This is a genomic window from Metabacillus sp. KH_069 (genome assembly GCF_057838075.1).
On record NZ_CM174460.1, the window covers coordinates 2,198,506 to 2,218,662 of the forward strand.

General features: G+C 37.7%; 23 protein-coding genes. 12 read left to right on the top strand and 11 right to left on the bottom strand.

Going from position 1 to position 20,157, the window contains the following annotated elements:
- Window positions 1-254: 254 nt before the first annotated feature.
- Both AC3ISE_RS10905 and AC3ISE_RS10910 read right to left on the bottom strand, forming a co-directional pair.
- Entirely contained in the window at window positions 255-920 is a 666-nt protein-coding gene (locus tag AC3ISE_RS10905; protein WP_489224203.1) for a GNAT family N-acetyltransferase, read from the bottom strand.
- A 12-nt stretch (window positions 921-932) separates the two neighbouring features.
- Window positions 933-1,817: a carbon-nitrogen hydrolase family protein gene (locus AC3ISE_RS10910; RefSeq protein WP_489224204.1), complete on the bottom strand. Its 885-nt coding sequence runs from the start codon at window positions 1,815-1,817 to the stop codon at window positions 933-935.
- A gap of 158 nt (window positions 1,818-1,975) precedes the next feature.
- On the opposite strand from AC3ISE_RS10910, the gene AC3ISE_RS10915 reads away from it, so the two are divergent.
- Complete coding sequence (locus AC3ISE_RS10915) at window positions 1,976-2,488, top strand: ion channel (protein ID WP_489224205.1); 513 nt, start codon at window positions 1,976-1,978, stop codon at window positions 2,486-2,488.
- Between the two features lie 26 nt (window positions 2,489-2,514).
- Here AC3ISE_RS10915 and AC3ISE_RS10920 read toward each other — a convergent pair whose 3' ends face one another.
- Window positions 2,515-3,624 (bottom strand): histidine kinase N-terminal domain-containing protein, encoded by a 1,110-nt coding sequence (locus AC3ISE_RS10920; protein WP_489224206.1) that lies wholly within the window; start codon window positions 3,622-3,624, stop codon window positions 2,515-2,517.
- Between the two features lie 201 nt (window positions 3,625-3,825).
- Between AC3ISE_RS10920 and AC3ISE_RS10925 the strand changes: the two genes are divergently transcribed.
- Both AC3ISE_RS10925 and AC3ISE_RS10930 read left to right on the top strand, forming a co-directional pair.
- On the top strand, window positions 3,826-4,722 hold the full coding sequence (locus tag AC3ISE_RS10925; protein WP_489224207.1) for an ABC transporter permease subunit: 897 nt from the start codon (window positions 3,826-3,828) through the stop codon (window positions 4,720-4,722).
- A complete protein-coding gene (locus AC3ISE_RS10930) occupies window positions 4,715-5,617 on the top strand; it encodes an ABC transporter permease subunit (RefSeq protein ID WP_489224208.1) in 903 nt (300 codons plus the stop codon). The genes AC3ISE_RS10925 and AC3ISE_RS10930 overlap by 8 nt, the downstream gene beginning before the upstream one ends.
- Window positions 5,618-5,679: 62 nt before the next feature.
- On the opposite strand, the gene AC3ISE_RS10935 is transcribed toward AC3ISE_RS10930, so the two are convergent.
- The gene (locus AC3ISE_RS10935) at window positions 5,680-6,360 is read right to left on the bottom strand and encodes a cyclic nucleotide-binding domain-containing protein (protein ID WP_489224209.1); all 681 of its coding nucleotides are present in this window, start codon (window positions 6,358-6,360) and stop codon (window positions 5,680-5,682) included.
- Between the two features lie 91 nt (window positions 6,361-6,451).
- On the opposite strand from AC3ISE_RS10935, the gene AC3ISE_RS10940 reads away from it, so the two are divergent.
- Window positions 6,452-6,874 carry a DMT family transporter gene (locus AC3ISE_RS10940; protein WP_489224210.1) on the top strand — a complete coding sequence of 141 codons (423 nt, stop codon included), beginning with the start codon at window positions 6,452-6,454 and terminating at the stop codon, window positions 6,872-6,874.
- Window positions 6,875-6,887: 13 nt separating this feature from the next.
- The gene (locus tag AC3ISE_RS10945; RefSeq protein ID WP_489224211.1) at window positions 6,888-7,337 is read left to right on the top strand and encodes a DMT family transporter; all 450 of its coding nucleotides are present in this window, start codon (window positions 6,888-6,890) and stop codon (window positions 7,335-7,337) included.
- A 14-nt stretch (window positions 7,338-7,351) separates the two neighbouring features.
- On the opposite strand, the gene AC3ISE_RS10950 is transcribed toward AC3ISE_RS10945, so the two are convergent.
- Complete coding sequence (locus tag AC3ISE_RS10950; RefSeq protein WP_489224212.1) at window positions 7,352-7,834, bottom strand: CBO0543 family protein; 483 nt, start codon at window positions 7,832-7,834, stop codon at window positions 7,352-7,354.
- A 112-nt stretch (window positions 7,835-7,946) separates the two neighbouring features.
- Here AC3ISE_RS10950 and AC3ISE_RS10955 point away from each other — a divergent pair, with 112 nt between their 5' ends.
- The gene (locus AC3ISE_RS10955) at window positions 7,947-8,189 is read left to right on the top strand and encodes a hypothetical protein (protein WP_489224213.1); all 243 of its coding nucleotides are present in this window, start codon (window positions 7,947-7,949) and stop codon (window positions 8,187-8,189) included.
- Between the two features lie 25 nt (window positions 8,190-8,214).
- Here the strand turns inward: AC3ISE_RS10955 and AC3ISE_RS10960 are convergent, their stop codons facing one another.
- The 4 genes from AC3ISE_RS10960 to AC3ISE_RS10975 are packed head-to-tail and all read right to left on the bottom strand — an operon-like array spanning window position 8,215 to window position 11,014.
- Window positions 8,215-8,676 (bottom strand): DinB family protein, encoded by a 462-nt coding sequence (locus AC3ISE_RS10960; RefSeq protein ID WP_489224214.1) that lies wholly within the window; start codon window positions 8,674-8,676, stop codon window positions 8,215-8,217.
- Window positions 8,676-9,377: a Type 1 glutamine amidotransferase-like domain-containing protein gene (locus AC3ISE_RS10965; protein ID WP_489224215.1), complete on the bottom strand. Its 702-nt coding sequence runs from the start codon at window positions 9,375-9,377 to the stop codon at window positions 8,676-8,678. The genes AC3ISE_RS10960 and AC3ISE_RS10965 overlap by 1 nt, the downstream gene beginning before the upstream one ends.
- Window positions 9,378-9,395: 18 nt before the next feature.
- A complete protein-coding gene (locus AC3ISE_RS10970) occupies window positions 9,396-10,253 on the bottom strand; it encodes a DUF3307 domain-containing protein (protein ID WP_489224216.1) in 858 nt (285 codons plus the stop codon).
- The gene (locus tag AC3ISE_RS10975) at window positions 10,250-11,014 is read right to left on the bottom strand and encodes a hypothetical protein (protein ID WP_489224217.1); all 765 of its coding nucleotides are present in this window, start codon (window positions 11,012-11,014) and stop codon (window positions 10,250-10,252) included. The genes AC3ISE_RS10970 and AC3ISE_RS10975 overlap by 4 nt, the downstream gene beginning before the upstream one ends.
- A 281-nt stretch (window positions 11,015-11,295) precedes the next feature.
- Between AC3ISE_RS10975 and AC3ISE_RS10980 the strand changes: the two genes are divergently transcribed.
- The 6 genes from AC3ISE_RS10980 to AC3ISE_RS11005 all read left to right on the top strand — a co-directional run bounded on the left by AC3ISE_RS10980 (window position 11,296) and on the right by AC3ISE_RS11005 (window position 15,878).
- Window positions 11,296-11,508: a hypothetical protein gene (locus AC3ISE_RS10980; RefSeq protein WP_489224218.1), complete on the top strand. Its 213-nt coding sequence runs from the start codon at window positions 11,296-11,298 to the stop codon at window positions 11,506-11,508.
- A 64-nt stretch (window positions 11,509-11,572) separates the two neighbouring features.
- Window positions 11,573-12,352: a hypothetical protein gene (locus tag AC3ISE_RS10985; protein ID WP_489224219.1), complete on the top strand. Its 780-nt coding sequence runs from the start codon at window positions 11,573-11,575 to the stop codon at window positions 12,350-12,352.
- Window positions 12,349-12,612 (top strand): PqqD family protein, encoded by a 264-nt coding sequence (locus AC3ISE_RS10990; protein ID WP_489224220.1) that lies wholly within the window; start codon window positions 12,349-12,351, stop codon window positions 12,610-12,612. Before AC3ISE_RS10985 ends, AC3ISE_RS10990 begins: the two co-directional genes overlap by 4 nt.
- Window positions 12,602-13,045 (top strand): S24/S26 family peptidase, encoded by a 444-nt coding sequence (locus tag AC3ISE_RS10995; RefSeq protein WP_489224221.1) that lies wholly within the window; start codon window positions 12,602-12,604, stop codon window positions 13,043-13,045. Before AC3ISE_RS10990 ends, AC3ISE_RS10995 begins: the two co-directional genes overlap by 11 nt.
- Window positions 13,042-14,844: an ABC transporter ATP-binding protein gene (locus tag AC3ISE_RS11000; RefSeq protein ID WP_489224222.1), complete on the top strand. Its 1,803-nt coding sequence runs from the start codon at window positions 13,042-13,044 to the stop codon at window positions 14,842-14,844. Before AC3ISE_RS10995 ends, AC3ISE_RS11000 begins: the two co-directional genes overlap by 4 nt.
- A gap of 20 nt (window positions 14,845-14,864) precedes the next feature.
- Window positions 14,865-15,878 (top strand): nucleotidyltransferase family protein, encoded by a 1,014-nt coding sequence (locus AC3ISE_RS11005; protein ID WP_489224223.1) that lies wholly within the window; start codon window positions 14,865-14,867, stop codon window positions 15,876-15,878.
- Window positions 15,879-15,892: 14 nt separating this feature from the next.
- On the opposite strand, the gene AC3ISE_RS11010 is transcribed toward AC3ISE_RS11005, so the two are convergent.
- Both AC3ISE_RS11010 and ltrA read right to left on the bottom strand, forming a co-directional pair.
- Window positions 15,893-18,232 (bottom strand): right-handed parallel beta-helix repeat-containing protein, encoded by a 2,340-nt coding sequence (locus AC3ISE_RS11010; protein WP_489224224.1) that lies wholly within the window; start codon window positions 18,230-18,232, stop codon window positions 15,893-15,895.
- Window positions 18,233-18,417: 185 nt separating this feature from the next.
- Complete coding sequence (ltrA, locus tag AC3ISE_RS11015; RefSeq protein WP_489220974.1) at window positions 18,418-19,677, bottom strand: group II intron reverse transcriptase/maturase; 1,260 nt, start codon at window positions 19,675-19,677, stop codon at window positions 18,418-18,420.
- Window positions 19,678-20,157 lie beyond the last annotated feature (480 nt).

Consider the following 20,157-nt stretch of genomic DNA (forward strand, 5'->3'; position numbering starts at 1 on the left):
TGTCTCCAAGGATTTGTAAATGGAGATGCTCAATTTCAAAAAATTGAATCATTATCGTATGAGATTTAAAAATTGGAAATATCACGTCATTCCCCAAGCCTCTATGAATTTTGCCTGCCAAATTCAGCTTATGGTATTTCAGGCCGCAGGGTGAATGTGATATTATTTATCAAATTTGATGCAAAAGCGGGAAGACCATGTGGGTCTTCCCGCTTTTATACTTCTAAACTTTTTCAACTGAAATGTCTGCTCCCTTAATTCTTAAAAGGATTTTTCCATTCCATCAAAGTGGCGTAATTGCAGGAATCTTCATCTTCTAAGTAATTTGGTGCGACATGGAGAGGAGTTCTTCCGCATCTGAGCAAAAATGATAGAACGGGATCTTTTAAATCGCCTTTAACCACTTGATCGACATATTGCAAAGCCGTTAATTTGTCTGAATGCTTCTTATAGCCTGGCATTCTTGCCCCGCCAAGCAGCCTGTCCAACCCCTTGTGTACAACCACATCATACATGGAAAACATAAGCCATTTTCCAAGTCCTAACTTTCTGTATGCTGGGCGAACACCAATATCAACGACATAAAGGGTATTGCCATTTGGATCATGATTGCGAATATACCCATTGTCTGTGATCTCTTCCCATGTATGTTCAGGATGATCTGAATCAAACTGTACAAGTAATCCTGTCATGGAACCGGCAACTTCTCCGTTAATTTCAATGCAAAGTGCACCCTCTGGAAAGAGCGATACATGATTTTTCAGCTGCTCCTCATTCCACCATAATTCAGATGGAAATGGCGGCGGAAAGCTTTCCTGCTGAATGCGGATCAATGCATCAAAATCCTTTTCCGTGTAGTTTCGAACGACTGCTTTTACAGGCTTATCTCCATCAAAAACAAAAAATTCTTTTACATACAAGAGAACTCCTCCTTATAGCAGAGTCCGATCCCCCTGCTTCGCTTCCCAATCAGGGTATAAATCAGTGCGTCGATCACGCCATGTGGTAACAGAACCGCTCGCACGGACCTTATAAAGAAGCTCAAGATCAAGATCTGCTGTTACAAGCATAGGCTGATTGATTTCGCCTTCTGCCGCTATTCCTTTAGGAGGAAACGGTACATCATTCGGCGTAATCACAGCTGCTTGTCCAAAATTTCCTCTCATAAAGTCAACAGTTGGAAGTGATCCTACAGTACCTGTTGTGACGACATAGACTTGATTTTCAATTGCGCGTGCATGACTTGTATATCGCACTCTGTGGAAACCGTGGCGGTCATCCGTACATGACGGGCAGAATATGACATCGGCTCCTTTTGCTTTAGCGATGCGCACAATCTCAGGAAACTCAATGTCATAGCAAGTCAGCATGGCGATGGTTCCTTTTTCTGTTTCAAATACTTCAAGTTCGTCTCCAGGCGTCATATCCCACTCATGCACTTCTGTTGGAGTGATATGAAGTTTCGCCTGCTCTGCAATCCGTCCATCCGGATAAAATAAATGCGCTACATTATACAGACGGCCCTCTCTTTTAATAACATGCGTTCCGCCAATTATATGCATTCCCATTTTTCTGGATAAATACGTAAACAATTCCAAGTACTGATCTGTAAAATCAGGTAAATCATTTATAGTTAATGCTTTTCCCTCTTTATCTCCAATTGACATAAGCTGAGTTGTGAAAAACTCCGGAAAAAGCACAAAGTCAGACCCGAATTCTTCTGCTGTTTTCATATAATGCTCTACTTGATCTGCAAATTCTTTAAAAGAACTGATTGTATGGAGATCATATTGAACAGCTGATACTCTAAGCTGCATGTTACCCCTCTCTTTCTCTTTTCGTGATAAAAACATTATTAGATAAATCGACATATTTAACAAGTACGCACTTTTGTGATAGATAGTGAAAAAAAGTATACTGTATGAGATTTTCATGGAAGGAGAAAATAAGAAAAATACATTTTTTCGAGGGAACTATGCTGGCAAAACGAGAATTTAATAAAAAAAAGCTTTATATCTACCTTGCTCTAAACATATTCATGGTAACCCTGCTTCTTGCAGAAACATTTTTAACACATGATATACCTCATAACATACTTTTTGCAGCTTTATTAGTGATGCTGCTCATTTGTTTGTATTTTCTAATTGAATTTATTATCTCTATTCCAAAAACAGAGGAAAACCTTCAAAGTATCTTTACTGGTTCTGGTCTTCTCCTTAGCTTTATCATTACAACCTATGCAAATCTCTACTTGCAAATATACCGAATTAAAGGAGAAAAATCCTTTAAGTTCTCAGGAAAAGAACTTTCAGGTGATGATTTCTTATACTATAGTATTACAACATTCACCACAACCGGTTTCGGGGACATTACATCAATTGGTGTGATCTCTAATATGATAGCCGCTTCTGAAATGCTGATCGGATTTATTATCAGTACTTTATTTATGGCCATAATCACATCAAAGCTTATCAAAAATTTAAAATAGACCTGGATCAGGATCCAGGTCTATTGCTATGCGGTAATATGCGGAAGGGATAATGAAAAACGGGTGGATTTCTCATCAGACGAGCAGCAAATCGTCCCTTGATGACTTTCGATTATTTTCCTGCAGATGTATAAGCCTATCCCCGTTCCTAATTCTTTTGTTGTGAAAAAAGGTTCAAAGATCGACTGAATTTGCTTAGGCGGAATCATAGGTCCGTTGTTTCCTATATGTACGAATGTTTTATCATCTATCATTTCAAATTCAATCGTAATCGTACGGTCAGTCTCAATTTTTTGAAGCGCATCAATCGAATTGAGCAACAGGTTTAAAAAGACTTGCCTTAGTTCATCCTTGCTCGCAATAACCCTGGTTTGTCTTTTTGAAATTTCCTGAACTTTAACGCTTCCGTCAAGAAGACTTGGATACATAAATGCCAGAACCTCATCAAGTAATTCACTGAGATCAAGCAGTTCCCGTTTACTTTCGATTGTCTCTTTTTTGGAGGCGTGGAGAAATTGAGATACCCTAAAATTCAGCTGATCAACCTCATGACTGATAATGTCCAAGTACTTTAAATCAGGATTTTCATTTTGCATGAGTTTAATGAAGCCTTTTACAGCAGTAAGCGGATTTCTGAATTCATGAACAAAGCTTGATGACATTTGACCCAGAATGGTCAGCCTCTCTTTATGGCTTTGATCGATGAATGAAATTTTCTCCTGGAGAATCTCTTCTTTAACCGCCGTGTATTTCTTCACAGCAAAGTAAGAAAACTGATCAAAAAGAACATTTATTTCTTCAATATACGGCTGCAGGTCGCTTCGCGGTATTCCGGAACTGACAATATACCGGATGACTTCCCGTCTTCCAAGGTTCACATTATTTATGAAATCGCCGATGTTAACATTTGCTTCTACTCGTTCCAGAGCTACTTTGCTTGCCAGAAAATCAATTTCATCTGATTTTAACGGACACTGAATCGTTTTTTTCACCAAGTCATACATCCTCATCCCGTTTTTCTCTACTTCTTCCTGATGAAGATCGTCTTCTGAAATCGTAATTTTCTGGCGCCATGCAGCGATAAAGGTTGAAATATTATCATCTAAAAACCGAATTAATTCGTCTGAAGCTGTCATTAGTAAAAGCACCCCTAATTCTTGCAAAAAAATCATATGTATTTCTATCTCTGTTTAGATGTGGAACAATTAATAGGGCTAAAGTTTGGAATATTCCTGCTAAACTATACAATTTACATTCTATCATAATATGAATTTTTTCGGTATTTACCTTTTTACTTTTGGTACAATAGAATGTGCCGAAGGATGTGTCTGCCATATATGTTAATTATTAGACTTGAAAAATTCGTTAACCTCTTATTTAAATTAATCCCAATACTGCTGGGCATCTGCAGTATTGCAGCGTTACCCTCTTTAGTCTTCTTAGAAAAAGATGGTTTCCCTGTTGAATTTGGATTTTTCCCATTAACTTATCTAAATGCCATTGGACGGATAACCGCTGAGATTCTTACTCCATTTGATTTAACGTTTGTAAGCTCCGGAGAAGAGCTGGAATTGTTTCCTTTTATTTTTAATGCATATTTTTATTCGATCAGCATCTTATTCCTTTCATTTTTGATTTCGCTGACTGCAGCATTTCTATTTTCTATCATGTATATCCTTTCTTCATCTCATGCCCGCAAAATCGCCCGCGGCATCCTGATGGTCTTTGAATCTATTCCGGATGTAATCTTGATTTTGGCTCTGCAATACGCCGTTATCTCATTCTTCAAAAGCACGGGAATCAAGATGCTTCAGATTTATGGCTTAGAAGATAAGGTCTACCTGTTTCCGATTCTGTGTCTGAGTTTTGTTCCAATCGCACTGATGATCCGCTCACTTATCATCATTTTGGAAGAGGAGCAAGAAAAACTATACGTCCAGTTTGCAAAAGCTAAAGGAGTCTCTAATCTTCGTATTCTCTTTGCGCATGTTTTACGCAATGTATTTATTTCTTTGTATCATCACATTTCCTCTATTTATTGGTTTATGCTATCTAGTTTAGTGGCGGTTGAATATCTATTCCAAATGAATGGAATCACCGGCTTTTTATTTGGATACAAGGAACAGGAAGTAATCGCAATTGGCATTCTGCTTATCCTGATTCCATTCGGTTTTCTGAAGTGGATGGTTGAAAAATGGGTCTCTTTGTTATTGAGAGGTACTCAATATGAATAAAAAGAAAGGATTATTTGTCTTTTTTCCATGTGTGCTTATTGGCCTGCTTCTCCTTTCCAGTTTTATTTATGAGTTTGAATTTAAAACCGAGACAAGCTCTGTGATCATCAAATACGATAAAAATGGCGATTTAACAGGAAAAGCTCCTTTTCCCCCATCTCTTCAGCAGCCATTTGGCACAGACAGAAATGGAAATGATTTAGGCCTCAGATTATTACAAGGAGCAAAATACACAATCATTTTAGCTCTTGGAGTCTCCATTCTTAGAACATTTGCTGCTGTGGCGGCGGGATCTATTTTTGTGTTTTTGCCAAGAGCCATCCAATCATTTGTAAAGTGCTTTTTGATCCCTTTTCAGTACATACCTGCGTTCATTTTGGTGTTTGTCCTGATCTGGCCTGTGAATTTTATTAGAGATGAAATTGGATATACATCTTTGGTTGCCTTTCAGTTTTCAGTTATTGTCATCGTTGGAATTGCACCGGTCATGCTCCTGTTTTCCGGCGAAATTAAGCAATCCCTTAAAGAACCGTATATTGAAGTTTCCTATCATTTGGGTGCCAGCAATAGACATGTTATTTTCAAACACATATTACCCGTGCTGAGAAAACGAATTCTGATTATCTTTTTCCAGCAGGTTATTCAAACCCTTTTGCTGCTCATTTATTTAGGGGTATTTGAAATTTATATTGGCGGAGATAAACCTGGCGGAATCTTTGGGGATGAAGAACGCTTTCTTTCTCAGTCAGGTGAATGGGCTGGCATGATCGGCCAAAGCAAATTTGATTTGATGACAGCACCGTGGATTGTATTAGGTCCTGGAATAGCATTTATCGTTTTAATTTTACTTTTAAATAGTGTATTAAATTATTTGCTTTATCCTGAGAAAAAGTAAAATGCAGAGGACAGCCTCTGCATTTTTATTGAAAGCAAACTCAACTCTTTTTTAAGTCTTCTCTATCGATAAATATCCCCTGCAAGGCTACGCAGTTCGCTTTCATTCATTACTTCATAAGTATTTTCTCTTTTTCGGATTGTTCCTCTTTTACAAAGCATATCAAGCGTCCGCAGGAGATGCCGATAGCTTGTGCCGAGCATTTCAGAGAGGTACGTAAGGTTTTCTTTAAAAAGGATGCGTTCCTTTTTCACCCCGGTAGCCAAAATATAGCTTGAAAGCCTGTGTTCAAGCGGATAGTACAAATTTATGGAGCTGTTTTTTGAAAGCTTGTTCAGCTTGTCGGATAAAGAAAAGCCCATAAAGGTTAAAAATACAGGATCCCGCAGCAGTTTCTCCCTAACCGGCGGCAAATAGATGCCAGTGCAATATGTATCGTCAATCGCCTGAACACTTGATGCCGCTCCGCGAATTTGGAACAGTTCTACATCTACAAGCACTTTAAATCCCTCATAGAATGAAAGCAGCAGTGATTTCCCGTTGCTTAATGTCGTGTAAACCTTCGCTCGACCATCTACAAAAAAATAGAGATAATCCATATCTGAACCTTCCCGGCATAGGTATTCATTTTTTGAAAAAAGATAGAGTTCCATCCATTCTTTCATATCTGAGGAAAAGTAGCCGGCAATTTTGTTTATGGACAGGTACTCTTCAAACAATGGCTGATTGATTATTTTTTTCATATAAACCTCTAATTATGTGACATATGTCATCATTATACCTCTTTTATATGTGGATAATGAAACAAGATATCTATAGAAGGAGTGAATATTTTTGTACAACCTGACCTCTGCTGCTGTTGGCGCTTTTATTGCCATCATGATTGTATTTAACGGAGAACTATCAAATGGCATAGGAAATTACACTTCAAGTGTTGCTATTCATCTCGTCGGGCTTCTTTCTATTTCCGCCGTTTTCTTATTTATAAAAAAACAGATTCGTTTGCAAAAAGGGCTGCCTCTTTATTTGTACAGCGCCGGTGCCATTGGAGTGGTTACTGTTCTTTTTTCAAACATTAGTGTCATGTCTCTTGGGGTATCGGTCACGATTGCACTTGGTCTCTTGGGTCAGTCGCTGGCTGCCATTATCATTGATCACTATGGTCTGCTTGGCATGAAAACTGTAAAATTCAACAAAACAAAATGCATCGGTCTTGCCTTTATTCTGTTTGGCAGTGCCGTAATGACGTTTTATTAAGGAGGTATTAACAATGGGTTACTTGATCATTTCTATTTTAGCTGGTGTTTCTATTGTGATCGCAAGAATCATCAATTCCAACCTTGCAGACAAAATCGGCTTGTTTGAAGGAACGCTCATTAATTTTGTGACTGGTCTGATGTTATCGATTATTTTTCTTTTATTCAGCAGTGAAGCTGTTTCCCTTTCGTCTTTAAACTTGGATCATGTTCCAATATGGGCTTTTTTAGGCGGTGCAGCAGGTGTCATCGTCATCTTTCTCTCAAGCTATCTCACGCCGAAAGTTTCTGCTTTTTATTTAACACTATTTATATTCATTGGACAGTTATTTACGGGAATCATGATTGACTACTTTACACTTGGTGAATTGTCTCAAGGGAAAATACTTGGGGGACTGCTTGTATTAGTTGGCCTCGTCTTTAATTTGAAAATTGACCGAAAAGAAGAAATGGGATCTGCCTAAGATCCCATTTCTAATTAATAGTCCTGATATGTATATGCATTTTTATCTGTCCTTTTCACTAAATCAGCAAGTGCTCTTATCGTAAAAAGCGTAAAGCTGACGCTTGCAAAAGTATGAAAGACTGACCACTTTTTCCATTTAAATAAGCGGGTCCTTTTTTCCATATACCATTGCGCAATGGACATCGGCACACTCCAAGTTAAACTTTTCAGCAAGATCCCCGGCAAATTATCTTTGTAGGATTGACGGACCCAAATCACACTTAATAACGGAAAAAACACCATATCATACAAAATATTTGTTTTAAAAATTTTTGGAAATGGCCTTACAGGGTATTCGACTCTTTTTGTATTGACCACATAAGCATCTATCAGGGTAGACAATATCCCCTTTGCAAAAAAGACAATCAGCATTTCCTTTACATTAGGTTTCCGTATTACAAAAGGGAACATGACCGCACAAAGAGCAAACAGGCCTTTGATCATCGTTTTTTCCATTTTCAACATCCTTACTTTTTTTGATAGTATCTGCTTTTATCAAAAAAATAATACAGGAACTTAGCTATATAGCCTGCATATGCTAATGATGACCATATTGAGGAGGTTTAACATGTATCCTTACATGCCATATTCATATGCACGATATCCTAAACCAGTCATGCAGCAACTAAAAATGTCAACATTAAGTGCAGTTCAGCCTATTGTACAGCATGGTTTAAAAGAAGCACATTTCACTTCTTACCAGCATGCACTAATGGAAGTAGCCGCCATGTCCTATCTGCTCGGAAAAGGATATGATTACAATGCTGCTTATCAATTAGTCGAATCTTGGGAAGTGAATGAATCATTTTAAAAGGCTGGGTATCCAGCTTTTTTTATTATAAAAATCCTCTGCCTATGAAACTGGCTCCGACAGGTTCTCTTCCTGTTTCTCTTGCCCAGACAGATAGCTGTCCAATGTGGTGGATTTCATGGGCAATCACATGGCGGATAATTTCCCCTTTTTTATAGGTGCCATCCATCCATGAGGGAGTTACTTTTTCATGTTCACATGCAATGGTCCACTTTTGAAGATAAGAGATCATTTCTGGCTGCAGCTCTCTTGATAATCGGTTAATCTTTTCAAGTGAGTCGTATTCCCTGATTGTAAAGTCGATGACCTCATCAACTTTAAGGACATTGATCCAGCTGTATTCCACATCAATAATATGAAGCAATGTTCCGATAATCGTGCCAACCCCTCCTGTCCGTTTTTTCCGCAATTCATCTTCAGACAAATCTTTGCACCATTCAAACCACTCTTCTCTTACCTGCCAATTGTATTTAAAAAACAGCTCCATTATTTTTCACCCAGATAAAATGGAATTTTTTCTTCTGCGTATATGGAATCTTCTGATTTTTCGATAAAAAACGCTTTAGCATCTTGTCTTGAACTGACAAATTTATAAGTTTTTTCATCTATATAGTGAATGGCAGCACCATCATCAAGGCCGTATCCCGCTTTCATTTTTCCGGACAAAATATGCTCTTGATAAGCAGGTCTGCGTTTTTCCTCCCCATCATAATGAGGGCAGCAGCTTCCATGCAGAAGGCCAAGTCCGTCCAATTTATACAGCGGAGCATTCATTGGATCTGTCAGCCCCTCTTCAAACCAGCAAATGGCTCCCGCACTCAAGCCGGCAAGAATCGTCCCGTTCCTATACGCCTTTCTAATGATTGAATCTAATCCCCATTCTTTCCATAAAACCAGCAAGTTTCTCGTACTGCCGCCTCCAACATAAAGGATGTCCTGCGACAGGACAAAATCCTCCAGATCATGAAAATGAGGATCGAATAAAGCCAAATGATCAGGCACACACGGCTGGGTTTGAAAGGCGTCATAAAACCGCTCGATATATTGATTCTGATCCCCGCTAGCAGTCGCCACAAAACATATTTTCGGAAGATCCTTCATACTTTGTTTCAATATGTATTGATCAAGCAGCGGATTTTCAGGTTCCATTCTAAAACCGCCGCCTCCCATCGCTATAATCTGCCTCACACACATCATCTCCTGCAGTTAAATTAAAACTTCCCTCAGCAGCAAGCCAAAGAAAATGCCAAGAAGCATGGATGTTAAAGTCCCAAGAAGAAAATACTCAGCCCAATTCCGGTCGTCCATCTGCTTAAATCGCGCGATCGACTTAGCCGTCACAATAAAAGCGATCGCAGGATATGCACTATAAAAAGTTAAAATAATGACAAGCAGCCTCTCTATGTAACCGATCAGCTTTCCGCGGGAAAGATCATGCTTATTAAACGTATAATAATTGTACTCTTCAACAAGTCCGCCCGCACCATTCATGTGCTCCTCTTTCCGCTCATTCTTAAAAGCATACCTTCCCTCAAACGAAAGCAGCTGAACCGGCAGCGTCCCAAGCAGGATCCGAATAATATGCCCGCTCACACTAGTCACCAAAATCACAATAATGATAATAAAAAGAACTGCATTCGCTATGCTCAAAGAAGAATTCTCTGTTAAAAGCTCAATTCCTTTTTCCTGCAATCCAGTAATCGTCACTTGAAAGAAAAAATGACATGCAGTAATAAGCATGGCCAAATGGATGATCTGATCAGCGATAAAATAGAACAGTTTTTTTATGTTTTGATGGTCGGTTGTCCTGTCCAGCAGTTTAATTTTCAGAAAATCGATCAGAAAATGAGTGCCCAATAAAAACAAAATTGGTAAAACTGCATTTTGCAGCGGTTTAGCAAAATCATAGGACAACGCCCAGAACAACAGGATGACCGGTAAAAGCACCAATAAGTGATGCAGCATATGCTTTTTCAAATTCTTCAGCTTTTCTCTCACCATCTCATCCGATTGGAGAAAAAAATCAGCAATTAAATGAGCCAGAATGAGACTTAATAAAATCATAGGTTCCCCTTTCCCTCCTCGTTTCCATACCATTCGCTGATGTTCATCTGTAAATGGGTGCGGATGGATTGCTGCAGTTCTGTAAGAGCTTGATGTGAATCAGGGAATTCTTTTTGCTGAAGCGAGTTTGTGACAGCTGTCAAATTAGCGAAAATCATTTCTAATTCCTCGCCGCTGCCTTTTTTAAAATGACTTGAAATCGTTGATGGTGATTTGCTGAGAATGCCGGAAATTTTTCTTTGCTGACGGAAAATCTCATATAATGAAAACACCACTCTCTGGATGTCTGTTTGTTCATTCATTATTTTTTGCCGTAAAATTAAGAGCGAATTGATTAACACTTGCATTTCATAGTGGTTCTCTTTCAGATGGAATCTGAACTGTGATTTGTCTGCTCCCTCTTTTTTCAAAGATTCATTCGCTTCTCTTGCAAGCTTTATCATCGGATGAATCCACGTTTCTATATCAATCTCTTTTAGTTCTCTATTGATGTCCCCAAAAGAAACTCCAAAATATGGAGGATTGTCCCGCAGCTTCCAAATAACACTGATGAAATGGGCAATAGCATAGGCAGTGGAATATCCCTTTGCGATCAAAATCATTTCATCTCCCCTGCGATGCTTCACAATCACTTCTTCATTTGTCCATGTCTTAATCCATTTTACCATTTTTTCTAAATAGGCTGATAATTCTTCACCCATTCCTTCTGCTGAAGAATTTTGGATGTCCATGATGAAGATTGAGGCTGGGTGTTTGGGCATTTAAAGAACCTCCTGCAAATTCGATTATATAAGCAAATATATCAGGAATTCGATTATATAGTCAAACTTTTATAATGTACGCCTTTTTAAACGAATATATATTTTTTCTTATAATATGTGAAAATAGTACTGTTTGTCGAAAATTAAAACTTTCAATGCAAGTTAATAAGAACTATAATTATTTTATAAAGAACAAAAATCTATTATTCTATTCTGAATTGAAATGATTTTGCAACCTTTTCGTTCTTTATAAAGAATACCAATAAGAAAAGAGGCCTAATATGAAGAATGAACATGAAGGTAATGTATCACGTCCAATGGTTTTAAGTCATCAGCCGATTCGGTTTGAGACAGCTCAGAGCTGGAATCCAGGTAAAGGAAATCAGAATCATCCTGGAAATGGTAATGGCGGCATTAATTTCCCTCCTGGAAATCCTAATCCTACTCCTGGCGGGGCTGGGGCACCTGGAAATGGCAATGGTAAAGGAAAATAAAAACTAAATTAGGAAGGTCCATAAATATTATGGCCTTCTTTATATGATGATTGAGGAGAACTATATGACCTTAATAGATACTAAAATTGGTGAGCATAACATAAGACTGCATTGTGAAAATAAGAAACTAGTTGAATTTTTAACTCACCAATTCCTTTTTATAGATAATGGCAGAAAAATAGATTTATCGATATTTATTGCGGTAGGATACGGCCAGTCCTTTTTAAATTATGATGTCGAGGTTTCTGAAACCCATAATTCCATCTCTTTTAAAAGAGCAGATTACAAAATTACAGTTGACCCAAAATACACGCAGGCTGAAGTGCACGTTCACAAGGAACTTGCACTAAAACACGCTTTAATGAATCTTTACAGTTCTTTTATTGTTCATAAAAATTGGGGGTTACTTCTTCATTCGTCTTGTGTTCTTGAGACAAATGGAGCACACATTTTCACAGGACATTCTGGAGCAGGTAAATCAACAGCAGCCAAACTATCTTCACCCCGCCCGCTATTATCAGACGAAGCAACAATCATAAAAATAAATAAAGACGGAATTCTGGCCTATGACTCACCATTCAGAAGTGAATTGCATGGACAGGCTCCTGTTTTTAATACAAAACTGCTTAGCATTGACCTCCTTCATCAATCTCTTTCAATAGAAAGAAGCCGGATTGATAAATCATCTGCACTTTTAACATTGTTGGATAAAGTATTCTATTGGCCCAGCAAAAAAGATGAAACAAAGCGAATTCTTCCGATGCTTAGATTACTCGTAGAACAAGTTGACATTTATGATCTTTATTTTCAGAAAAACAATCGATTTTGGGAGCTGATTTCATGACGACTTTTTATAAACAAGCACCGGATTGCGAAACTGTTGAAATTGATGGAGAATGGATGATTCTGCACTCCGGGCAATACACTATTACAAAATTAAATGAAACAGGCGGTTTCTGCTGGTCATTACTAAAAGATGCACACACTTTGGATGAACTAATTCTGTCTTATGAAGCTGAGTTTAAAAACCCCAATGTTGAAAATGAGCTACAGTGCTTTCTTAAAGAACTGAAAAAATGCGGATTGATCGAACATGCGGTTTGATTACAAAACAATTAATCTTTTGAAAGCGACCATTGAAAAGCACGGGTGGATCGACTTGCCTGCTGAGGGCTTCAGTATGTATCCCTTTATCCAAAAAGGTGACATTTGCAGATTCACTAAATTCAGTGACAAAAAATTCAAAAAAGGCGATATTCTTCTTTTCTATTCAAAATCAGGAAAAATGATTGCCCACCGCTTATACCGGTACGAAAATGGGCATTTCTTTTTAAAAGGCGATACAAACGTACGCCTGGATGAGCCAGTTTCGCCTCCTCAAGTTATTGGATGTCTCGAATCTGTTCAAAAAAATAAAGGAATGATCCATATGCATAATCCTTTTGCATTCCTATATAGTAAAGTTGTCGTTTCAACTCCCTTTTCTGCAAGGCTGTTCCGCTTATTTTTAAATAGAAAACACGGTGCAGCATCATGATTAAAAAGAAATGGATCGCGTTCAAAAATATGTTTCTAATAGAAGATATCCGCAGGACATTCAATTTACTGGGTCCTTATCTATTAAAATACAAAAATTCCTACATTTCTCTTTTTTTAATTATGCTCTTACAAATATTTTTAACGATAGGATTTGCCTGGTTCTTTGGAACGATCACAGATGCTGCCGTTCAAAGTGAAACGGAAAAACTTAAACGGCTGCTCCCTCTTGGCCTCGGCTTACTAATCATAAGTTTGGCATCAACGTACTTTTACACATATTTAGAGTCCTTAACAATCAACAAAGTTAAACTCGAACTTAAAGACCACGTGTTAAAGCATCTTCTTCTTCTGCCAGTGAAAAAAACATCAAATATGCGAACTGGAGATTTAATGACTCATTTCACAAACGATATCAATTGCATCGAAGGGGTCATCGGCAGCAATTTGCTTTATCTCATTCAGCTCCCTTTAACATTTGCTGCTGTTTCTGTTTACATGTTTATGATCAACTGGCAGATGGCTTTAATAGGCTTTACTGTGATCCCTCTTGCCGTTGTTATTGGGGCTGTTTTTGGCATTTTGCTCAGAAACAACAACAGAAAAATGTTCACTAAAATCAGTGACATAAATAGTACGCTTAATGAAATTTTTCAAGGTTTATCCGTCATTCGATCTTTCCTTTTGGAGAAAAAAATGGCCCAAAAGCAAAGCAATCAAAACCAGGATCTCTTTACATTGGAAATGAAAAATACTAAGCTCCGGGGCTTTTTTTATATTGGCGGAGAAGCCATTACTTCTATCACTTTTATAACGGGACTTTGCCTGGGAGCTTATTTTGTCTCTAAATCTATGATTACAGTTGGTTCCCTGCTCACTTTCGTTACTCTGATGCAGCATCTGATCTCACCGCTTACAGGTTTAGCAGGAATTTGGGGCAGCTTCCAAAGTTCAGCAGCAGCAGTTGAAAGACTATCAAATGTATTAAATGAAGAAGTTGAGGGAAACCATCTTCCTGAATACGTTCCATCAAAAATCAAAGGCTCTATTCAACTGAAGAACATGACCTTTAGTTACGATCAGCAAAAAAATTCGATAGATAACATGACATTAGATATACCAGCAGGCGATACAGTTGCGATTGTCGGGCCAAGCGGTGCAGGAAAATCAACACTCTTTCACCTCATCCAAGGCTTCTATCAGCCAGACAGCGGAATGGTTACACTGGATCACAATCCAGCAGAACTCCTTCCCCCATCTGTTGTAAGAAGTTCTTTCGCATATGTTGCGCAAGAAACCTTTCTTTTCTCTGGTACAATCAAAGATAACCTCCTGCTCGCACGGCCAAACATTTCAAATCCAGAGCTCGTCACTGCAGCAAAACAAGCAAACATTCACGATTTTATCATGACATTGCCAAATCAGTATGACACAGAAGTCGGCGAAAGAGGCGTTCGCCTATCAGGCGGGCAAAAACAAAGGCTCTCCATCGCTAGAGCCATCCTAAAAAAGGCTCCTATCCTATTATTAGATGAAGCAACATCTGCTTTGGACAGTGAGAGTGAACAATTTGTCAAAGAAGCATTAACCGCAATCAAAAACAAAACGATCCTCATTATCGCCCACCGATTATCAACGATCCAGCATGCGGATCTTATTGTTGTTATGGATGAAGGGAAAATTGTTCAGAAGGGGAGACATGAGGAGTTGGTAACACAAGATGGTCTATATAAGAAATTATCCCACCTGCAATTAAATGCAAATGAAAAGATGCCTTCTTTACATGCAATCTCTCATTAATTATGAAGGACGGATGAAAGATGATCATTCACTTTTTACAATCATTATATAATCAAACAAAATTACCAGAAGAGAAAAACGATTATAAGAACTTAATAGAAGACATTAAGCATTTCTCGATTGAACCTCAAGTTTATCATCTATTAAGACAACAAGACCGTCTGAACGAAACACCTGCTTTTGTCACTGAATACTTAAAAAAAGCAACAGATCAAATCCTGCATCAAAACCTTTTTATTAAAGTACAAATGGAAAAGATATTAAAATTATTTGAAACCAGCAAAATAGACACCATCCCTTTGAAAGGTGTCTATTTTGCGGAAAAATACTTTGGACATATCGCTGCAAGATCTACTTCTGATATTGACTTATTGATCCATCAAAAGGACAGACAATCGGTTGATGAATTACTAAGAAATCTAGGATTCATCTATGAAGATGAAGGTCCTAAAGATCACTTTCATTGCAGCTACAGATTGGATTTGCCTGGTTCCTCCATTCCATTAAGAGTCGAAATACATTGGAACCTACTAAAAGAAAATACCTCAGATCTGGACATTATTGAGTTTTGGAATGATGCGGTTCCTATAATGGCTTATCAACATATTAAAGAACTCTCTCACCAGCATGCTTATTATATGATTGTGCTTCATTCATGGCGTCATAATTTGGATTCTTTACGGCATTTTATTGATGTAATCCAAATGGTGTATGTTTTAGATAATAAGATTTGCTTTGAAGCTCTGTTTATACAAGCAAAGAAAGATAAGACATTGAAAAGAGTTCAGAGAACGTTGAGAATCGTTTATAGGGTGTTTGGTGAAATAAAATATCCAGAACTACTATCGTTACCAAAGAATTACGGTAAGTGGTGGGAATATGAAAAAATCAGGGATCGGGAGTATCGGAGTTTGAGGGTTTATGTGGACTTTTTTGACTTTGAATATCTGAGTTATGAAAATGGCAAACATAAATTTAGAGCTGTTAAAGAGTATTATACAAAAAGAATTCACTCATTTTCATCAAGCGAGTGAAATGGACGAAAAATTTATAATTTTTTTACTGTTAGATTTAAAGGGTTATTTGTAGTGGATTTAATTAATAAGGAGTTCAAATTTAAGATAGTGATAGCAGGATAAACGATTTCATTAGTCGATGACAAACATATAACATACAATTCGGATGAACCAAGATTATGATTTGCGGTTGCCGAAAACCCATTACCATCCGGCAGTAATGAAATAGTTGATTTATATGTGTCGTCCACATCATATCCTATAAAGATACCAGCTTCTCCTGGTGGTAGATTTATATTCTTGTAGTTGTTGTTAGCAGAAATAAAATTAATCATTGGCCTTGAGTTATTGTAATAATTTGGATTTATAGCATTTAAACCTGTATATTTAACTGTTGAATCTTTCATGAAAAAGGTGAACACTGACCATACACTTGGTTTATCATGATGAATAAAATAAGAAAAAGATGAATTTGAGATGGTAATATTACAATCAACTAATTTTATCAATCCATTTGGCTGGTTAAAATCTGTTGCAAATAGATATGTCAGTGAGTTTGAAATGATTTCACATTTTTCTAGAAATGTCTGTGCTGGAAATCCCTGAGTATTTATATTTCCAACTTTAACAATTGTATTAGTAAGTTTTGAGTTGAATATATACATTTCTCGATCTTTCGTCCCAAACACTAAATTAGTAAGAGTGCAATTTAAGAATTCGCAGTCGCTAATTTTCACCTTCTCACTAACTGTTGTACCATTAACCGTTTGAACAGTCATTCTGAAATTATTAAATATACAATTTTTATACTTGTACACACGCAATAGAAAATCTCTAGGAACAGTTGAGTCAAAGATACAATCTTCTATCACATTAGCAGTAATCGAAGGAGTTCCAGAAACATTTGAAAACTTTAATCGGTTATTTCTAAACACATTGTTAACATTATTTGTCCCCATATTTAAATTAGTGATGTCTACTAGATTGTTGTCTGTAAAATTTACTTGATAAGAAGTGTTGCCAAAAAATGATAAGTTTCCTCCTGTAAAACTGTTACCCTGAATGTTTACATATGCATTTCCAAAATTCGAACTCATTAGTCCTATATTGGTTGTACAATTATAGATTACATTTCCTTTAACACTTGCGAACAATAAGCTATAAAGATTAATCCCAATTCCATCCATATTGTATATGTGATTGTTTTCAATCTGTATAGAATAGCACCCTGCTAAAATACCATGATTACTGCCATAAATTAAATTATTTCTAATAACACAGTTATCCCCAAATGAGTCTTCCTGATTAATTCCGTACCTTGTAGGATCACTAAAGATCGGTTTTCCATCCAAGAAACTGTTGGTTCCCTTCCCATTATCACGAATCGTATTGTGCTGAACAATATTGTAACTGCCTCCAAGAGAGATTCCTCCACGGTGACCGTTAAAGATTTCATTGTACTCTACAACGTTATGATGTGGGATTAAACCAAATTTAAGAGTAATTTGCATGTTTTTGAGGGGATTCGTTTCATTGAAGAAGACAAATCTCATTTTAGCAGCACCTAGTGGGATTGAGATATCATTGTAGATTTTTCTTTTTTTCAAAACTCCAATAAAAGAATTGTCTGATTTGTAAAAAAAGACATCCACATCTTTTGTTGTTAAAGCAGTCAATCTCGTATATCCAGCTCCAGCTATAAGGAACGATGAAAATACTGCATCAGTTGGGATAGTGATAAAAGAAGAGGCTAAAGTGGTCGAGGAAGAAATCGGTTGTCCAGAGGTATAGTCTAAGTTATTTAAAGTTAAGCCTAGATTAAATTCCGCAAGTTCTCTTATAGATGAACTAGTAAATGTAACATTGTCCCCCATATAATCTCTTACAATACAATTTTTTATAGAACAATATCTTGTGCTTTTTGTAAAGACCACACCATATGTGTGTTCCATACGCCGCTCCTGAGCAGCATTTGAGAAGCTTCTATCATCTCTGCAGCCAATGATAGTCCCTCCAGTCAAATGGGCATCACTGACATTGTCGAATTCGATACTATTACCTCTAAAATTATAGTAATCAGAAGTTGTTCTTGTATCAAACGGAGATTTTCTATCTGAATCGTAAATAACTTTTAATATAGATCCATTAAGATCAAATGTAAAGTTACTTACCATCTTTATTACTTTAGGATAGCAAATTGCATATGTGCCTTTTGGCAGGATAACACCAGAGTAACCGTTGTTTTTTGCATACTGAATAGCGCTGTTAATGCCTTGTATATTAGCATCTGCTTTTATATAGTCTGTATTAGCATAAGGTTTGTTAGGAATTCCTTGTGTAATGTTCCATCTCACCAATTCTATTAAATACATACAAATTTCCCTTTCATAATAAGAATAGTTAACATATCAATTCTTATTAAAGTAGTTTATATAAAATATGAATTTAATAATAAGTTGATTGGACTAAAGATATTTTTTAAATCGAGTAGGAGGGGGTGACTAACCCCCGACCTCTCACACCACCGTACGTACCGTTCGGTATACGGCGGTTTCAATTAAGTCGAACGTAAAGTTTCATACCTTGTAAGCAGACTTTTGAGCCCTTGATTTGACCAGTAGTGGTTATCAAGGGCTCTATCTAGTATCGGACTTTTAGCGATACGCCAATAACCGACCCTAGTATTAGCCCATTCCCATGCCTTATTAGGTTTGATGCCTAACTTCGTTAAGTTTCTATGTTTTGTTTTAACTTTCTTCCATTCTTTCCATCGAATCATCCGTAATCTTCTTCGAATCCATCCATCTAACTTGGCTAGAACCGAGGGGGTATCCGCTAATTGATAGTACCCCAGCCAGCCCACCAAATAACGGTTTAGCTTCTCCAACCTGTCTTTCATACTGATAGACCATTTTCTCGATGTGATTTCTTTTATTCTCTGTTTGAAACGTTGAATACTCTGTTTAGCGATTCGAATCTTTGGTTTCTTTCGATGAAAGGTGAAAGTAAAACCCAGAAACTTACGTTTCCATGGTCGGTCTACTGCACTTTTCTCATGATTAACTTTTAGTTTGAGCTTCCTCTCAATGAAAGTTGTGATACTTTTCATGATCCGTTCTCCTGCTCTCTTCGAACGAACGTAGATATTACAGTCATCCGCGTAACGGACAAACCGGAGTCCTCTTATCTCAAGTTCCTTATCAAGTTCATCTAAAACGATATTTGATAAGAGAGGGCTTAATGGCCCACCTTGAGGAGTACCTTCCGTGTTAGGACTGACAAGTCCTTTTTCCATGACCCCTGACTGTAAATATCTGCGTATTAGTTGGAGAACTTTTGGGTCGTTTATACGGTGACTTAATATCCTCATAAGACGGTCATGATTCACTTTGTCGAAGAATTTCTCCAAATCGATGTCCACTACCCATCTATACCCTTCTTTGATATAGCGTTTTGCTTGTCGGACTGCATCATGACCACGCTTATTGGGTCTAAAACCGTAACTTTGATTAGAGAACGAAGGGTCGAACTCCTTGTTGAGTACTTGCGCAATAGCCTGCTGGATGAAACGATCTATCACTGTCGGGATTCCTAGCTTCCTTACTCCGCCGTTCGGTTTCGGGATTTCGACTCGACGGACGGGTTGAGGAAGGTAGGTACCTTTCATCAGTTCGGTTCTTAAAGTATTCCAGTGTTCCATGAGATGAAGCCGTAGGGTTTGTACGCTCATCCCATCTACCCCATGGCTTCCTTTATTTCGTTCCACTCTTTCGAGTGCACTCGTAACGTTCTGATATGATAAGATTTGTTCCATCATAGATTTCAAACTCCTACGTGAATCAGTCATTCTTCTTGTGTGGGGTTGCTTTCAGCCCTTCTAATGTCCCCCGTGGATTCACCACTTCCTCCATTAGGAAGGATAATGTTTCTGCTTCATCAAGCAACACGTACGCCAAGCGCTGATTCTTCTTAATTGATTCAGTCCTTCCCAGTGGCTCTAGATACCACTGGTACTATGACTTCTGCTGACTTCTGACTGTTCAGCTATTTATCGCTAAATAGGTTACCGAGTGTGCTCGGCTTTTCAGTCAGACCTCCCTGGGTAAGAATGCAATCTTTCCCTCCACCTATCTGCTTCATTTACTAGATATCGCCTTCGGCAGAATGGACTTTGTTTTGTACTGCAAACTCATCCAACGATACCATAGCCTCATATGAAGTTCGTGTTCCTCAGACCGGAGGTTTGCCGCTCGCTTCCTTCAGATTCCACGTCACCATGGACACCCTTGCGTTAAGC

Coding starts and splice junctions, on each gene's coding strand:
- AC3ISE_RS10925 (WP_489224207.1), top strand. CDS start 3,826: ATGTTAATTATTAGACTTGAAAAATTCGTTAACCTCTTATTTAAATTA.
- AC3ISE_RS11000 (WP_489224222.1), top strand. CDS start 13,042: ATGATTAAAAAGAAATGGATCGCGTTCAAAAATATGTTTCTAATAGAA.
- AC3ISE_RS10960 (WP_489224214.1), bottom strand. CDS start 8,676: ATGGAGCTGTTTTTTAAATACAATTGGCAGGTAAGAGAAGAGTGGTTT.
- AC3ISE_RS10980 (WP_489224218.1), top strand. CDS start 11,296: ATGAAGAATGAACATGAAGGTAATGTATCACGTCCAATGGTTTTAAGT.
- AC3ISE_RS10945 (WP_489224211.1), top strand. CDS start 6,888: ATGGGTTACTTGATCATTTCTATTTTAGCTGGTGTTTCTATTGTGATC.
- AC3ISE_RS10910 (WP_489224204.1), bottom strand. CDS start 1,817: ATGCAGCTTAGAGTATCAGCTGTTCAATATGATCTCCATACAATCAGT.
- ltrA (WP_489220974.1), bottom strand. CDS start 19,677: ATGATGGAACAAATCTTATCATATCAGAACGTTACGAGTGCACTCGAA.
- AC3ISE_RS10955 (WP_489224213.1), top strand. CDS start 7,947: ATGTATCCTTACATGCCATATTCATATGCACGATATCCTAAACCAGTC.
- AC3ISE_RS10985 (WP_489224219.1), top strand. CDS start 11,573: ATGACCTTAATAGATACTAAAATTGGTGAGCATAACATAAGACTGCAT.
- AC3ISE_RS10995 (WP_489224221.1), top strand. CDS start 12,602: ATGCGGTTTGATTACAAAACAATTAATCTTTTGAAAGCGACCATTGAA.
- AC3ISE_RS10935 (WP_489224209.1), bottom strand. CDS start 6,360: ATGAAAAAAATAATCAATCAGCCATTGTTTGAAGAGTACCTGTCCATA.
- AC3ISE_RS10930 (WP_489224208.1), top strand. CDS start 4,715: ATGAATAAAAAGAAAGGATTATTTGTCTTTTTTCCATGTGTGCTTATT.
- AC3ISE_RS11005 (WP_489224223.1), top strand. CDS start 14,865: ATGATCATTCACTTTTTACAATCATTATATAATCAAACAAAATTACCA.
- AC3ISE_RS10990 (WP_489224220.1), top strand. CDS start 12,349: ATGACGACTTTTTATAAACAAGCACCGGATTGCGAAACTGTTGAAATT.
- AC3ISE_RS11010 (WP_489224224.1), bottom strand. CDS start 18,232: ATGTATTTAATAGAATTGGTGAGATGGAACATTACACAAGGAATTCCT.
- AC3ISE_RS10920 (WP_489224206.1), bottom strand. CDS start 3,624: ATGACAGCTTCAGACGAATTAATTCGGTTTTTAGATGATAATATTTCA.
- AC3ISE_RS10970 (WP_489224216.1), bottom strand. CDS start 10,253: ATGATTTTATTAAGTCTCATTCTGGCTCATTTAATTGCTGATTTTTTT.
- AC3ISE_RS10950 (WP_489224212.1), bottom strand. CDS start 7,834: ATGGAAAAAACGATGATCAAAGGCCTGTTTGCTCTTTGTGCGGTCATG.
- AC3ISE_RS10975 (WP_489224217.1), bottom strand. CDS start 11,014: ATGCCCAAACACCCAGCCTCAATCTTCATCATGGACATCCAAAATTCT.
- AC3ISE_RS10915 (WP_489224205.1), top strand. CDS start 1,976: ATGCTGGCAAAACGAGAATTTAATAAAAAAAAGCTTTATATCTACCTT.